Source organism: Motilibacter rhizosphaerae (genome assembly GCF_004216915.1).
Lineage (GTDB): Bacteria > Actinomycetota > Actinomycetes > Motilibacterales > Motilibacteraceae > Motilibacter > Motilibacter rhizosphaerae.
Window position 1 is genome coordinate 56,815 of record NZ_SGXD01000002.1, and the last position, 15,344, is coordinate 72,158.

At 73.9% G+C, this 15,344-nt stretch carries 13 protein-coding genes; 2 read left to right on the forward strand and 11 right to left on the reverse strand.

Annotated features, from left to right (window positions below; translation table 11 throughout):
- Genes EV189_RS05730 through pyrR form a run of 8 tightly spaced genes read right to left on the reverse strand, consistent with a single transcriptional unit; the run spans nt 1 to nt 9,558 of the window.
- Nucleotides 1-939 (reverse strand): dihydroorotate dehydrogenase, encoded by a 939-nt coding sequence (locus EV189_RS05730; protein WP_130492013.1) that lies wholly within the window; start codon nt 937-939, stop codon nt 1-3.
- A complete protein-coding gene (locus EV189_RS05735) occupies nt 939-1,802 on the reverse strand; it encodes a dihydroorotate dehydrogenase electron transfer subunit (RefSeq protein ID WP_231116112.1) in 864 nt (287 codons plus the stop codon). Before EV189_RS05735 ends, EV189_RS05730 begins: the two co-directional genes overlap by 1 nt.
- Nucleotides 1,802-5,101: a carbamoyl-phosphate synthase large subunit gene (gene carB / locus EV189_RS05740; RefSeq protein WP_130492015.1), complete on the reverse strand. Its 3,300-nt coding sequence runs from the start codon at nt 5,099-5,101 to the stop codon at nt 1,802-1,804. Before carB ends, EV189_RS05735 begins: the two co-directional genes overlap by 1 nt.
- On the reverse strand, nt 5,102-6,214 hold the full coding sequence (gene carA, locus EV189_RS05745; RefSeq protein ID WP_130492016.1) for a glutamine-hydrolyzing carbamoyl-phosphate synthase small subunit: 1,113 nt from the start codon (nt 6,212-6,214) through the stop codon (nt 5,102-5,104).
- Nucleotides 6,211-6,756, reverse strand: a complete 546-nt coding sequence (locus EV189_RS05750; RefSeq protein WP_231116113.1) for a PH-like domain-containing protein — start codon at nt 6,754-6,756, stop codon at nt 6,211-6,213. The genes carA and EV189_RS05750 overlap by 4 nt, the downstream gene beginning before the upstream one ends.
- Entirely contained in the window at nt 6,753-8,036 is a 1,284-nt protein-coding gene (locus tag EV189_RS05755) for a dihydroorotase (RefSeq protein ID WP_130492017.1), read from the reverse strand. The genes EV189_RS05750 and EV189_RS05755 overlap by 4 nt, the downstream gene beginning before the upstream one ends.
- Nucleotides 8,033-8,971 carry an aspartate carbamoyltransferase catalytic subunit gene (locus EV189_RS05760; protein WP_130492018.1) on the reverse strand — a complete coding sequence of 313 codons (939 nt, stop codon included), beginning with the start codon at nt 8,969-8,971 and terminating at the stop codon, nt 8,033-8,035. The genes EV189_RS05755 and EV189_RS05760 overlap by 4 nt, the downstream gene beginning before the upstream one ends.
- Complete coding sequence (gene pyrR, locus EV189_RS05765) at nt 8,968-9,558, reverse strand: bifunctional pyr operon transcriptional regulator/uracil phosphoribosyltransferase PyrR (protein WP_130492019.1); 591 nt, start codon at nt 9,556-9,558, stop codon at nt 8,968-8,970. The genes EV189_RS05760 and pyrR overlap by 4 nt, the downstream gene beginning before the upstream one ends.
- 523 nt (nt 9,559-10,081) lie before the next feature.
- Here pyrR and bldD point away from each other — a divergent pair.
- Entirely contained in the window at nt 10,082-10,576 is a 495-nt protein-coding gene (gene bldD / locus EV189_RS05770) for a transcriptional regulator BldD (protein ID WP_130492020.1), read from the forward strand.
- 75 nt (nt 10,577-10,651) lie between these two features.
- Here the strand turns inward: bldD and nusB are convergent, their stop codons facing one another.
- From nusB to EV189_RS05785, 3 genes are read right to left on the reverse strand one after another with little or no spacing between them, the layout of a single operon-like run.
- The gene (nusB, locus tag EV189_RS05775; protein ID WP_130492021.1) at nt 10,652-11,092 is read right to left on the reverse strand and encodes a transcription antitermination factor NusB; all 441 of its coding nucleotides are present in this window, start codon (nt 11,090-11,092) and stop codon (nt 10,652-10,654) included.
- A 5-nt stretch (nt 11,093-11,097) separates the two neighbouring features.
- Nucleotides 11,098-11,661, reverse strand: coding sequence for an elongation factor P (efp, locus tag EV189_RS05780; RefSeq protein ID WP_130492022.1), 564 nt, complete (start codon nt 11,659-11,661; stop codon nt 11,098-11,100).
- A gap of 45 nt (nt 11,662-11,706) precedes the next feature.
- The gene (locus tag EV189_RS05785) at nt 11,707-12,783 is read right to left on the reverse strand and encodes a M24 family metallopeptidase (RefSeq protein ID WP_130492023.1); all 1,077 of its coding nucleotides are present in this window, start codon (nt 12,781-12,783) and stop codon (nt 11,707-11,709) included.
- A 108-nt stretch (nt 12,784-12,891) separates the two neighbouring features.
- Between EV189_RS05785 and EV189_RS05790 the strand changes: the two genes are divergently transcribed.
- Entirely contained in the window at nt 12,892-15,321 is a 2,430-nt protein-coding gene (locus EV189_RS05790) for a phage tail protein (protein WP_130492024.1), read from the forward strand.
- Nucleotides 15,322-15,344 lie beyond the last annotated feature (23 nt).

Genomic DNA, 15,344 nt, shown 5'->3' on the forward strand with positions numbered 1-15,344 from the left:
TCAGACCTCCAGTCCGCGGTGGGCGTAGCCCACCGCCTGGGCGAGCGAGTCGAAGCCCCGGGCGTCGAGCGCCTCGTCCAGCTCGCGCAGGACGCGCACGGGGGCCGTGGGGTCGTTGAAGACGACGGTGCCGACCGAGACCGCGCTGGCCCCGGCGAGGACGAGCTGCAGGGCGTCGAGGCCCGTGCGGACCCCGCCGACGCCGAGGATCGGGACGTCGGGCAGCGCGGCGTGCACCTGCCAGACGCAGCGCACCGCGACCGGCCGGATCGCCGGGCCGGAGAGCCCGCCGGTGATGCCGGCGAGGGCGGGGCGCAGCGTGTCGGTGTCGATGACCATGCCGAGCACGGTGTTGATCATCGTGAGGCCGTCCGCGCCGGCGCCGACGCAGGCCCGGGCGATCGCGACGATGTCGGTCACGTCCGGGGAGAGCTTCGCCAGCACCGGGACCGAGGGGTCGAGCGCCCGGCGGGCGGCGTGGACCGCGGAGGCCGCGGCCATCGGGTCGCAGGCGAAGACGAGCCCGCGGTCCTCGACGTTGGGGCAGGAGATGTTGACCTCGACGGCCGCCACCGAGCCCGGCGGGGCGAGGTTGACCCGCTCGGCCACCAGGGCGTACTCCTCGATGGAGCCGCCGGCGATCGAGACGATCGTCCGCGCGCCCGCCGCCTGCAGCCACGGCAGGTCGTGCTCCACGAGCGCGTCGACGCCCGAGCCCTGCAGGCCGATGGAGTTGAGCATGCCGCTCGGCGTCTCGGCCATGCGCGGGGTGGGACGCCCGGACCGGGGCGCGAGCATGACGCTCTTCGTCACGACGGCGCCGAGGTCGGACAGCGGGAAGAAGCGGGCCAGCTCCCGGCCCATCGCGGCGCAGCCGGAGGCGGTCGCGAGGGGGTTCGGGAGCCAGGCGGAGGCCAGCGAGGTCTGCAGGTCGGCCATCAGTGCCCGCTCCCCTGCGGCGCGCCGTACGCGTCGGCGGGGACGGTCCCGACGGCGTCGAAGCGGACGCTCTCGCCGCGGAAGACCGGCCCCTCGGTGCAGGAGCGGACCATGCGCGTGACGCCGTCGTCGCCGACGACGGGCAGGACGCAGGTCATGCAGACGCCGATGCCGCAGGCCATGGCCTCCTCGACGGCGACCTGCGAGGCGACCTCGTACGCCGCGGCGACGCCCGCCACGGCGCGCAGCATGGGCATGGGACCGCAGGCGTAGACGACGTCGGTCTCGGCGCGCTCGAACAGCGCGGGCAGCACGTCGGTGACGCGGCCCCGCACCCCCATGGAGCCGTCGTCGGTGGTGACCGTGACGGACTGGGCGATGCGCTTGGCGTCGAGGACGCCGAAGAGGCGCTCCTCGGTGGCGGCGCCGAGCACGACGTCGACCCGGCAGCCCCGCTGGCGCAGGGCGTCGGCGAGGCCGAAGAGCGGGGCGGAGCCGTAGCCGCCGCCGACGAGCGTGCAGGACGCCGGGTCGCGCGGGAGGGTGAACGGCGTACCGAGCGGGCCGACGACGTCGACGGCGTCGCGCTCGCGGCGCTCGCTGAGCCACCGGGTGCCAGGCCCGTGGGCGGAGAGCACGACCTCGACGGTCCCGCCGTAGACGCCGCGCTCCTGGGCGCGGTAGATCGAGAACGACCGGCGCAGCAGCGTGCTCGAGGTCGCGTCGCCGACTGCCAGCGCGACGAAGTGCCCGGGGCGCACGCGCTCTGCGATGCCCGGCGCCAGCAGCGTCACGTGGGAGTACGCGCCGACCCGCCGCACCGAGATCACCTCGCCCTTGACCTGCAGGGGCCCAGCCGCCATCAGCCCTGCCCCCGCAGGGCCGCGATCGTCACGGCGTGCTCCTGCAGCGAGCGGACGCCGATGTCGTCGCGCCCCAGCGCTTCGATGCCCTGCACGGCGGCCGCGAGCTCCTGCACCGTCGTGATGATCGGACGGTCCATCGCGGTCGCGGCGGTGCGGATCTCGTAGCCGTCGGCCCGTGCGGCCCGGCCGGTCGGCGTGTTGACGACCATGTCGACCTCGCCGGCGAGGATGCGATCGACGATCGTCGGCTCGCCGTCGGCGCCGCGGCCCTGGCTGTGCTTGCGCACGACCGTCGCCTGGACGCCGTTGCGGGCGAGCACACTCGCGGTGCCGGCCGTCGCCAGCAGCTCGAACCCCAGGTCCGCCAGGCGCTTCACCGGGAACACCATCGCGCGCTTGTCGCGGTTGGCGACGCTGACGAAGATGCGGCCCTTGGTGGGCAGGCCGCCGAACGCCGCGGCCTGCGACTTCGCGAACGCGATGCCGAAGGTCGAGTCGATGCCCATGACCTCGCCGGTGGACCGCATCTCCGGGCCGAGGACCGCGTCGACGTGGACGCCCTCGACGGTGCGGAAGCGGCTGAACGGCAGGACCGCCTCCTTGACCGCGATCGGCGCGCCCAGCGGGAGGTCGCCGCCGTCACCCTCCCTGGGCAGCAGCCCCTCCTCGCGCAGCTGCGCGACCGTCGCGCCGAGCATGACGCGGGCCGCGGCCTTCGCCAGCGGGACCGCGGTCGCCTTGCTGACGAACGGCGCCGTGCGCGAGGCGCGGGGGTTGGCCTCGAGGACGTAGAGGATGTCGGCGGCCAGGGCGAACTGCACGTTGAGCAGGCCGCGCACCCCGACACCGCGGGCGATCGCCTCGGTGGAGCGGCGTACGCGCTCGATCTCCTCGCTGCCCAGGGTCACCGGCGGCAGGACGCATGCCGAGTCGCCGGAGTGGATCCCGGCCTCCTCGATGTGCTCCATGACGCCGGCGAGGTAGAGCTCGGTGCCGTCGTAGAGCGCGTCGACGTCGATCTCGACCGCGTCGTCGAGGAAGCGGTCGACGAGGACCGGGTGCTCGGGGGTGACCGCGCCGGCCACGGCCGAGAACCACTCCTCGAGCTCCTCGCGCTCGTGGACGATCTGCATGCCGCGCCCGCCGAGGACGTAGGACGGGCGGACCAGCACGGGGTAGCCGATGCCGGCGGCGATCTCGGAGGCCTCGTCGATGCTCGTGGCCGTGCCGTGCTTGGGCGCCGGCAGGTCTGCCGCCGCCAGCACGCGCCCGAACGCTCCCCGGTCCTCCGCGAGGTGGATGGCCGCGGGGGGCGTGCCGACGATCGGGACACCGGCCTCCTCGAGCGCGGCCGCGAGCCCGAGCGGGGTCTGGCCGCCGAGCTGCACGACGACGCCCGCGAGCGGACCGGCCTGGCGCTCGGCGTGCACGACCTCGAGCACGTCCTCCAGCGTGAGCGGCTCGAAGTAGAGCCGGTCGCTGGTGTCGTAGTCGGTCGAGACCGTCTCGGGGTTGCAGTTGACCATGACGGTCTGGAAGCCCGCGTCGCGCAGGGCGAAGCTCGCGTGCACGCAGGAGTAGTCGAACTCGATGCCCTGGCCGATGCGGTTGGGGCCCGACCCGAGGATGAGCACCGCGGGCGTCTCGCGCGGGACGACCTCGGTCTCCTCGTCGTAGGACGAGTAGTGGTACGGCGTGCGCGCCGCGAACTCCGCGGCGCACGTGTCGACCGTCTTGTAGACCGGGCGGATGCCCAGCGCGTGGCGGACTCCGCGGACCACCGGCTCGGGCAGGCTGCGGATCTCGCCGAGCTGCTGGTCGGAGAACCCGTGCCGCTTGGCGGTGCGCAGCAGCTCCGGGGTCAGCTCGTCGGCGGCCGCGATCTCCTTGGCGACCTCGTCGAGCAGCGCGAGCTGGTCGAGGAACCACGGGTCGATCTTCGTCGCCTCGTGGGCCTGCTCGACGGTCGCGCCCGCGCGGATCGCCTGCTGCACCAGCTGGAGCCGTCCGTCGTGCGGTCGCGCCGCCTGGCGCAGCAGCTCCTCCGGGTCACCGAGCGGGCCGGCCCAGGAGAACTGCGAGCCCTTCTTCTCCAGCGACCGCAGGGACTTCTGCAGCGCCTCGGTGAAGTTGCGCCCGATGGCCATGGCCTCACCTACCGACTTCATGTGCGTGGTGAGGGTGGAGTCGGCGTACGGGAACTTCTCGAAGGCGAAGCGCGGCGTCTTCACGACGACGTAGTCGAGCGTCGGCTCGAAGCTCGCCGGCGTCTCCTGCGTGATGTCGTTGCGGATCTCGTCGAGGGTGTAGCCGATCGCGAGGCGCGCGGCGATCTTCGCGATGGGGAAGCCGGTGGCCTTCGAGGCGAGCGCCGAGGAGCGCGACACGCGCGGGTTCATCTCGATGACGACGATGCGGCCGTCCTCGGGGTTGACCGCGAACTGGATGTTGCAGCCGCCGGTGTCGACGCCGACCGTCCGGATGATGCCGATGGAGTAGTCGCGCAGCACCTGGTACTCGCGGTCGGTCAGCGTCATCGCCGGAGCGACCGTGATCGAGTCGCCGGTGTGCACGCCCATCGGGTCGAGGTTCTCGATGGAGCAGACGACGACCACGTTGTCGTTGCGGTCGCGCATCATCTCCAGCTCGTACTCCTTCCAGCCGATGATCGACTCCTCGAGGAGGACCTCGCTGGTCGGGCTCGCCTGGAGGCCGGAGCCCGCGATGCGCTGCAGGTCCTCCGGTGAGTACGCCATGCCGGAGCCCGCGCCGCCCATGGTGAAAGACGGGCGCACCACGCAGGGGTAGCCGAGCTCCTCGGCCGCGGCGAAGCACTCCTCCATCGAGTGGGCGATGCGCGACTTCGCGTAGCCCGCCCCGATGGTGTCGAGGACCTCCTTGAACTGCTGGCGGTTCTCGCCCCGGCGGATCGCGTCGACGTTGGCGCCGATGAGCTCCACGGCGTACTGCTCGAGGACGCCGGACTCGTGCAGCGCGATCGCGGTGTTGAGCGCGGTCTGCCCGCCGAGCGTCGGGAGGAGCGCGTCCGGGCGCTCCTTCTCGATGACCTTCGTGACCATCTCCGGCGTGATCGGCTCGACGTAGGTGGCGTCGGCGATCTCGGGGTCGGTCATGATCGTCGCGGGGTTGCTGTTGACGAGGATCACGCGGATGCCCTCGCTGCGCAGCACCCGGCAGGCCTGCGTGCCGGAGTAGTCGAACTCCGCGGCCTGGCCGATGACGATCGGGCCGGAGCCGATGACGAGGACGCTGGAGATGTCTTCCCTGCGCGGCATCTACTTGCGTCCTTCCATGAGCGCGGCGAAGCGGTCGAAGAGGTAGTCGGCGTCGTGCGGGCCGCCTGCGGCTTCGGGGTGGTACTGCACGGAGAAGGCCGGCACCTCGTCGCAGGAGAGCCCCTCGACCACGCCGTCGTTGAGGCCGACGTGGCTGACGCGCGCACGGCCGAAGGGCGTGTCGACCGCGGAGCCGTCGGTCGGCGCCTCGACCGCGAAGCCGTGGTTGTGCGCCGTCACCTCGACCTTGCCGGTCGCGAAGTCCTTGACGGGCTGGTTGATCCCGCGGTGGCCGTAGCGCAGCTTGTAGGTCCCGAGACCGAGCGCGCGGCCGAGGATCTGGTTGCCGAAGCAGATGCCGAAGGTCGGCAGCTCGCGCTCCAGCGCCGCGCGCACCAGCTCGACCGGGCCGTCGGTGGTCGCCGGGTCACCCGGGCCGTTGCTGACGAACAGCCCGTCCGGCGCGACGGCCAGGACGTCCTCGATGGTCGACGTGGCCGGCAGGACGTGGGTCTCGATGCCGCGACGCGCCATGCGCTGGGGCGTCGCGCGCTTGAGCCCGAGGTCGAGGCAGGCGACGCGCAGCCGCGGCTCGCCGAGGGCCGGCACGACGTACGCCTCGGGCGTGGTGACCTCGTGCGCGAGGTCGGCGCCCACCATCTCCGGGCTCGCGAGGACCCGCTGCAGCAGCGCGTCCGGGTCGCGCTCGACCGAGGAGACGCCGACGCGCATCGCGCCGCGCTCGCGCAGGTGCCGCGTCAGCGCGCGGGTGTCGATGCCGGCGATGCCGACGACGCCCTGCGCCGCGAGCTCCGCGTCGAGGGTGCGCCGCGAGCGCCAGTTCGACGGGCGCGGCGAGGGGTCGCGGACGACGTAGCCCGCGACCCAGATCCGCCCGGACTCGGGGTCCTCGTCGTTGACGCCGGTGTTGCCCACGTGCGGCGCGGTCATGACCACGACCTGCCGGTGGTACGACGGGTCGGTCAGCGTCTCCTGGTAGCCGGTCATGCCGGTGGAGAAGACGGCCTCGCCGAACGTCTCGCCCTCCGCGCCGAACCCGACCCCGCGGAAGCTCCGGCCGTCCTCGAGGACGAGCAGCGCCGGCGGCCTCATCGCGCCGCTCCCGCGAGCGACTCCACCGCGGCCACGAGGGCGTCGCGGTCAGCAGCCGCACGGGGACGGAACCCCGTGTCCAGCAAGCGGTCTCCGTGCTGCCACGTCACCACGACGAGGCCTCCTTCCTCCACGAACTTGCCGGCCATGCCGCGCTCGAGACGCGCACCGCGGAGCGCGGCGGCCGGGACGAAAAGGTCTGGTGCGCCGACGCGGCTGAACAGCACGCCGGACTCGTGCACGGCGAGGTGCGCGAGGCTGCGCTCCCCCAGGCCGTGCGCGACGATGCGGTCGAGCCAGTCGCCCGCGGTGGTCGTGACGACGTAGGTCCCCTCGGAGCGCGCACGCTGCGGCCCGCGGGCGACGGCCGGGGGCACCGCCGCCAGCTCGGGGACGTCGGACTGCCTGCGGGCACGGGCCTTCCAGCCCCGCCACATCAGGAGGTACGCGAGGGCGAGGAGCACGAGCACGAGCGCGGTCCAGCCGAGCCGCTCGCCGAGGTGCGTCGTGGGCGCCGAGTGCGGCGCGGCGAGCAGCGTCACGCGAGCGCCCCGTCGAGGACGGTCGCTCTGCCGCGCAGGAACGTCGCGACCACCCGCCCGGGGAGCTCGCGCCCGGCGTACGGCGTGTTGCGGCTCTTCGAGGCCAGTGCAGCGGGGTCGACGGTCCAGCGGGCGGCGGGGTCGACGAGCACGACGTTGGCGGGCTCCCCCACGGAGAGCGGGCGGCCTTGACCGGCGAGCCGGCCGATCCGGGCGGGTGCGACCGAGAGCCGCTCGGCGACGCCGGCCCAGTCGAGCAGGCCGGTGTCGACCAGAGCGAGCTGCGCGACGGACAGGGCGGTCTCGAGGCCGAGCATGCCGGGCAGCGCGTGCGCCCACTCGCCCTCCTTGTCCTCCCCCGCGTGCGGCGCGTGGTCGGTGGCGATCGCGTCGATGGTGCCGTCGGCGACGCCCTGCCGCAGCGCCTCGACGTCGGCCTTGCTGCGCAGCGGGGGGTTCACCTTGTAGACCGCGTCGTAGGTCGCGGCGAGCTCCTCGTCGAGGAGCAGGTGGTGCGGCGTCACTTCAGCGGTGACAGCCAGCCCGCGCTCCTTGGCCAGCCGCAGGATCTCGACCGACCCGGCGGTGGAGACGTGGCAGACGTGCAGCCGGCTGCCGACGTGAGCGGTGAGCAGGATGTCGCGCGCGATCACCGACTCCTCCGCGACGCTCGGCCAGCCCTTGAGCCCGAGCACGCCGGACAGGGCGCCCTCGTTCATCTGCGCGCCCTCGGTGAGCCGCGGCTCCTGGGCGTGCTGCGCGATGACGCCGTCGAAGGCCTTGACGTACTCCAGCGCGCGGCGCATGAGGACCGCGTCCGAGACGCAGTGGCCGTCGTCGGAGAAGACGCGCACCCGCGCGGCGCTCTCCGCCATGGCGCCGAGCTCGGCGAGCCGCTCGCCGCGCAGGCCGACGGTCACGGCGCCGACCGGGGCGACGTCGCAGTGGCCGGCCTCGCGCCCGAGCCGCCAGACCTGCTCGACGACGCCCGCCGTGTCGGCGACGGGGTCGGTGTTGGCCATGGCGTGGACCGCGGTGAAGCCGCCAAGCGCCGCCGCGCGGGTGCCGGTCTCGACGGTCTCGGCGTCCTCCCGGCCGGGCTCGCGCAGGTGGGTGTGCAGGTCGACGAGGCCCGGCAGCGCGACGAGGCCGTCGGCGTCGACGACGCTGCCGGAGCCGGTGCCGGCCGGGAGGACCTCGGCCACGACCCCGTCGCGGAGGACGAGGTCGACGGGGTCCCCGCCGTAGGGGCGCGCGGCGCGCAGGACGGTGGCGGTCACCGGGAGGTCCCTCCGATCGAGAGCGCTCCACCGAGGAGCAGGTAGAGCACGGCCATGCGGACGCTGACGCCGTTGGCGACCTGCTCGACGATCGTCGAGCGCGGGCTGTCGGCGACCTCGCCGGCGATCTCGACGCCGCGGTTCATCGGCCCCGGGTGCATGACGATGGCGTGCTCGGGCAGCGCCGCCGCGCGAGTGGTGTCGAGGCCGAAGCGCCGGGAGTACTCCCTGACCGAGGGGAAGTACGCCTCGGTCATCCGCTCGCGCTGGACCCGCAGGGCCATGACGACGTCGGCCTTGGGCAGCACGGCGTCGAGGTCGTAGGTCACCGAGCAGGGCCAGGACTCCACGCCCACGGGCAGCAGTGTCGGCGGTGCGGCGAGCGTGACCTCGGCGCCGAGCGTGGCCAGCAGCAGCACGTTGGAGCGGGCCACCCGGCTGTGCAGCACGTCGCCGACCACGACGACCCGCCGGCCCGCGAGCTCCCCCAGCCGCGTCCGCATGGTGTACGCGTCGAGCAGCGCCTGCGTCGGGTGCTCGTGGGTGCCGTCCCCGGCGTTGACGACGCTGCCGGTGAGCCAGCCGCTGGCCGCCAGCCGGTGCGCGGCCCCGCTCGCGCTGTGCCGCACGACGACGGCGTCGGCGCCCATCGACTGCAGGGTCAGCGCGGTGTCCTTGAGGCTCTCGCCCTTGGAGACGCTCGACCCCTTGGCGGAGAAGTTGATGACGTCGGCCGACAGCCGCTTGGCCGCGGCCTCGAAGGAGATCCGGGTGCGGGTCGAGTCCTCGTAGAACAGGTTGACGACCGTCCGGCCGCGCAGCGTCGGGAGCTTCTTGATCTCGCGCTGCTGCAGGGCAGCCATCTCCGCCGCGGTGTCGAGGACGAGCACGGCCTCGTCGCGGGTGAGGTCGGCGGCGCTGACGAGGTGCCTCACGCCGCCTCCTCCGTCGTGATGACGACCGCGTCGGTCCCGTCCGCGCCGTCGGGCCCGGCGAGCCGCACCAGCACGCGCTCGCGCAGCGAGGTGGGGAGGTTCTTGCCGACGTAGTCCGCCCGGATGGGCAGCTCGCGGTGGCCGCGGTCGACGAGGACGGCGAGCTGCACCGCGCGGGGCCGCCCGATGTCGTCGAGCGCCGTCAGCGCGGAGCGCACGGTACGGCCGGAGAAGAGCACGTCGTCGACGAGCAGGACCAGCCGCCCGTCGACGCCGCCGGCGGGGATGTCGGTGTGCTCGAGGCCGCGCGCCGGGCGCAGCCGCAGGTCGTCGCGGTACATCGTCACGTCGAGGCTTCCCACGGGCACCGCGCTGCCGCTGAAGGTCGCGATGCGCTCCGCCAGCCGGGCGGCCAGGGGCACGCCGCGGGTGGGGATGCCGAGCAGGACGAGGTCGTCGGCGCCGCGCGTGCGCTCGATCACCTCGTGGGCGATGCGCGAGAGGGCGCGGTCCACGTCGGCGGCGTCGAGGACGACCCGCCCGGCTGCTGCCGGACCGCCGTCCGCACCGCTCGGGGCGTGCGTCATGAGGGGACCCCCTTCCCCGCCTCGCTGGACGGGTCTTAAAGGACGTCGTGCGGGGCTGACGCTACCACCGCCCCTCCCGCGCCGGCGCGCGGCCCCAGCTCCTCCGTCGGGCCGGAAGGAGCGGGTGCCGCTCCGGGGAGCGGAGCGCTCCGCTCCGCCAGCGCGTACGGAGCGCTCCGCTCCCGGACGGGCACTACGGCGCCGCGCCAGCTCCCCCCGGTGGGACGGTCCCGGGACCCCCGCTGCCGGCCGGGGCAGGGTCGTACGCGCGGGAAGCAGCTCACGCACCGCGTACGGACCGGAGCCCCAGGACCTCCGGCGGCGAGTGCGGAGCGGAGTCGGGACGGAGGTCCTGGGCCTCCGGACGGGTGACGCATCGCGCGGTCCTCGCGGGTACCAGCATGGATTCCGCCGGATGAGGGTAAGGTCTGGACTTCCGCTTGACCGCCCTCCTCACGCTCCGTAACGTCACGGAAAGTGACGGGCGGGGGAGCTCCGTCGGAGTGGACGGGAGGGCCACCACATGGCGAGTGAGTACGGACGGGCACTGGGTGCCCGGCTGCGCGCGATCAGGACCCAGCAGGGGCTGTCGCTGCACGGCGTCGAGGAGAAGTCCGACGGCCGCTGGAAGGCGGTCGTGGTGGGATCCTACGAGCGAGGTGACCGGGCGGTCACCGTCCAGCGGCTCGCCGAGCTGGCGGACTTCTACGGCGTGCCCGTGGCCGAGCTGCTGCCGGAGGGGGCTCCCGGCGGCGCCGCCGAGCCGCCGCCGCGCCTGGTCCTCGACCTCGAGCGGCTGAGCACGGTCCCCGCGGAGAAGGCCGGTCCGCTGGCCCGCTACGCGGCGACGATCCAGAGCCAGCGCGGCGACTACAACGGGCGGATCCTCTCGATCCGGCAGGACGACCTGCGCACCCTCGCGGTGATCTACGACCAGTCGCCGAGCGTGCTCACCGAGCAGCTCATCGCCTGGGGCGTGCTCAACGCCGAGGCGCGCCGCGCGGTCTCCGACGACTGACGCCCTCCCCCGCACGACGCACGGGCCCCCGGCAGCCGCCGGGGGCCCGTCCGTGCTGGTGGGGGGCTGCTCGGGCTACGAGTGCTGGGCCCCGGTGCGGACCGCGGCCAGCTTGGCCAGCAGGCCGTTGACGAACTGGGGCGACTCCTCGGTCGAGAGCTCCTCCGCCAGCCCGACGGCCTCGCTGAGCACCACGGCGTCGGGGACGTCGGCGTGCAGCAGCTCGTAGGCCCCGATGCGCAGGATCGCCCGGTCGACCGCGGGCATGCGGTCGAGCTCCCAGCCCACGGCGTACTGGGCGAGGAGGCCGTCGATCTGCTCCTGGTGCGCGACGACGCCCTCGACGATCTCGGCGGCGAACTCGCTCACGGGCGGGTCGGCCCGCTCGAGGCGTTCGGCCAGCGTCGTGCGCGGGTCGCGGCCGCGCGCGTCGGACTCGTAGAGCACCTCGACGGCGCGCCGCCGCGCCCGGTGGCGGGCCGGCGGTCGGGAGGCGTCCTGCTGGCTGTCGGGCACGGGACTCAGGAGCTGACGCGGCCGAGGTAGGACCCGTCGCGGGTGTCCACCTTGACCTTCTCGCCCGTCGTGATGAACAGCGGCACCGCGATCTCGGCGCCGGTCTCGAGCCGCGCGGGCTTCGTGCCGCCGGTAGAGCGGTCGCCCTGGAGGCCGGGCTCGGTGTACTCGATGACGAGCTCGACCGAGGCCGGGAGCTCGATGTAGAGGGCGGCGCCCTCATGCGTGGCGACCATGGCCTCCTGGTTCTCCAGGAGGTAGTCCGCGTTGCTGCCGACGACCTGGCCGGGGATGTGCACCTGGTCGTAGGTGTCGGTGTCCATGAAGACGAAGTCGCTGCCGTCCTTGTAGAGGAACTGCATGTCGCGCTTGTCCACCGTCGCGGTCTCGACCTTGACGCCGGCGTTGAACGTGCGGTCCACGACCTTGCCCGACAGGACGTTCTTCAGCTTGCTGCGCACGAACGCGCCGCCCTTGCCGGGCTTCACGTGCTGGAACTCCACGACGGTCCAGAGCTGGCCGTCGATGTTGAGGACCAGGCCGTTCTTGAAGTCGTTCGTCGTCGCCACTGCGTCGCCTTCGCTCGTCGAGTGCTGCTCGTCCGGTGCCGGCGCTCAGCCGACGCGGCGGAGCTCCCGGCCGGTCCCGGTCAGCTCCACGCGCGAGGCGTCGTCCAGGAGGACGCACACGTCCTCGATCCGGACCCCGCCCGAGCCGGGGAGGTAGACCCCCGGCTCCACGGTCACCGGCACACGAGCGTCGATCCTACCGCTGCTGGAGGCCGCGAGCAGCGGCGCCTCGTGGACCTCGAGCCCGACGCCGTGGCCCAGGCCGTGCACGAACCGCTCCCCCCACCCCGCGCCCTCGACCACCGAGCGGGCCGCGGCGTCGACGTCGCGGGCGGCGGCCCCGGGGCGTACGGCGTCGAGGCCGGCCCGCTGCGCCGCGCGCACGACGTCGTGGACCTCCTGCTGCCAGCCCGCGGGGGCCGCACCGACCACGACCGTGCGGGTGGTGTCGGCGCAGTAGCCCGCCCAGCGCGCCCCGCAGTCGACCTTGAGCAGGTCCCCTGCGGCGAGCGGACGGTCGGTCGGCTCGTGGTGCGGGACGGCGCTGTGCGGTCCGCCCGCGACGATGCTCGCGAAGGCCGCGCCGTCCGCGCCGAGCTCGCGGAAGCGGGTCTCCAGGCGCAGCGCGAGCGCGCGCTCGGTGTCGCCGACGTGGACGGAGTCCAGCAGGTCGGCGAGCGCCGCGTCGGTGACCTCGCAGGCGGTGCGCAGCAGGGCGAGCTCGGCGTCGTCCTTCACCCGGCGCAGCTCCTCGACCGCGGGCCCGAGCTCCACGAGCTCGACGCGGTCCTCCCCCGCCGCCACGAGGTCGGCGTGCAGCGCGACCGTCACGTGCTGGGCCTGGTACGCGACGGTGCCCGCCGCCGCTGCCACCAGCGCCGCGGCCACCGCCCGTGCCGGCAGCACCTCGAGCCCCGGGCTCTGGCCAGCCGCCTGCTCGAGGTAGCGCCCGTCGGTGGCGAGCCGGTCCGTCCCGTCCGCGGCGACGAGCAGCGCGCCGTTGGAGCCGGTGAAGCCGCTGAGGTAGCGCACGTCGGCCGGCGCGGTCACCAGCGCGGCGTCGACGCCGCGCTCAGCGAGGACGGCCCGTAGGGCGTCGCGGCGGGTCTCGGGGCCGGGCACGCGGCGCAGTCTAGGTCGGACGGTCACCCGGACGGTGGCTGGGAACGGCGCGAGTCCGGCCGAAGGGGAGGCGATCAGGAGCCGAGGGCTCCAGTGAGGGGAGACCACATGACTGGCCAGGGGTCCGCCGTCAGCCGCCGCGGGAGCACAGCGGTGCTCGTCGCCCTGCTCACCCTCGTCGCCGGGCTGCTCTCGGTGCCGGGCTCGGCCTCGGCCGTGACGCTCGGGGTCCCCACCGGGCTGTCCCCCGACAGCTCCTCTGGCGCGCCCGCTGCGACGAAGGCCCAGACGGACCTCCTCCTCTCCTGGGCACCCGTCAGCGGCGCCACGGGCTACGAGGTCCAGGTCAGCGACGACGAGGGCTTCGATCCCGACGTGCTCGGCCAGACGACGACCACCACCTCCTGGGCGCTGCCCGCCACCGTCCCCGCCGGCGACTACGTGTGGCGGGTGCGCGCGACCGCCGCGGGCGCCGCGGGCGATTGGAGCACGACCGCGGCCTTCACGCGGAGCTGGGAGACTGCGCCGGGCGGCGTCCAAGTGCTCGGCAGCGAGGACGTGCCGACGGTCCGCTGGGACGCGCTGCCGGGAGCCTCCTTCTACGAGGTGGAGTTCAGCAACTCGCCCTACACCGACGAGCCGGCGCAGCAGGGGCTCGAGGACACTGACCGCTACACCTGCTTCACGCAACACCCCTACCTGGCGCCGTACGGCGTCGCCACGGGCAAGGAAGCGCTGCCCGGGGACGAGCAGACCTGCGTCTTCGGCTCCGCCGCCCACGACCCGCGGCTCGACCAGCTCACCAAGGACTTGGCCGCCTGCGACGCGACGTACCAGGCCGCCATCGGCGGGCTCACCAACCCCACGCAGTCCGCGCTCGACGGCGTGGCGAGCGCCCGCGCCACCTGCTACGCCAAGGCGCAGGACACCTTCGCCAACACGAACCCCCTCACCAGCAAGCTCTTCTTCCCGCAGGTCGACTCCCAGGGGCAGCCAGTCGCGTGGTACGTCCGGGTCCGCGGGCGAAACGGCACGCCCTCCCAGGTCACGACCCCGTTCGCAGCGGCAGCTGTGACGTGCACCGGTGTCTGGCACACCGCTGACGGCAAGCAGGACAGCACGGCGAACCCTCCGACGGTGACGGTGCCGATCCCGTCGACCGTCCCGACGTATGTGGCGGCGCCGGAGTGCAGCTCGTGGTCCACGCCGGTCCCCTTCGGCATCACCGTCCACGCGGTGACCGCTGACATCACCACGGCCGTCACGGCAGCCACCGTCCAGCCGGCCGTCGCCGGCCGCGTCAGCAGCACCCCGCTGTTCACCTGGGCCGCAGTGCCGGGCGCCGCGAAGTACCGCGTGTACGTCGGCCGGACGCGCGACTTGCGCAGCTCCGACCACGTGTGGGAGACCGAGACCACCTCCCTCATGCCATACGGCACGCTGCCGGACTCGGCGCGGACCTACTGGGGCGTGCAGGCCTGCGGGTGGCGCAGCTGCGGCCCGATCACCCCGCTCTCGTTCGTCAAGCGGGCTGCGACTCCCGTCGCCGCCCTCGCCAGTACCGTCACGGCCACTGACGCCGACGTCGTGTGGCGGACGCAGAGCGACGCGGCCCGCTCGGGGGCGGACCTCGTGCCCAGCACGGACTCCGACGCCCGGGCGTACCAGGTGCAGGTCGACGTCCAGGGCACCACGTGGGCCAAGCCCCCGGTGGACGTCACCGTCGACGCCGCGCGCCTGCCCGGGGACGGTCCGGAGGTGAGTCGGGCGACGCTCCCGCTCGCCGGCCTGGCCGACGGCACGTACCTCTGGCGCGTCCGGGCCGTCGACGAGTCGGGGTTCGCCTACCCCTGGTCCTACGGCACGCCGTTCCTGCGTGACGTCACCGCGCCGACCGCCAAGCTCCTCACGAGCACGGGCTTCCAGCAGGGCGCGCCGCTGCAGGTCGCCTTCTCGGAGCCGGTCAGCACCGGGACGCTGGCAGTCACCTCCGGGGGCGCGCCCGTCGCCGGCACCCTCAGTGGTCGCGGCACCGCCACGTGGTCGTTCACCCCGAAGGGCGGCTGGGTCACTGGCCAGGCGTACGCGGTCTCCGTCATGGGCGTCACCGACCCCGGCGGGAACAGCGCGGCTCCGCTGAGCGCGGTGCTTCGCGCCTCCACCGTGGCGGACGCCTCGCTGAGCGCGTCCGCGCCGACGACCCGCACCGGTCGCTGGACCGGACGCAGCGCGTCGGACGCCATAGGCCGGTCCTACCTCTGGACCACCACCACGGCCGGGCGGATCAGCACGCAGGTCTCCGGGTCCAGCGTGCGGGTCTACTTGTGCCGCAGCCCGCACTCGGGCACGGCCCGCATCAGCGTCGACCGCAAGATCGTCGCCGACCTCGACCTCTACCGCTCCTTCAGCGGGTGCGGGCTGGTGTGGCAGCGGAAGGTGGCGTCCGGGACGCACCAGGTCGCCGTGACCGCCACTGGCCGCAAGGACCCGCGCTCGCGCGGCACCGTCGTCGGCGTCGACGCCATCGCGACGTCCTGATCATGGCTCGACCCGCTCGCCCC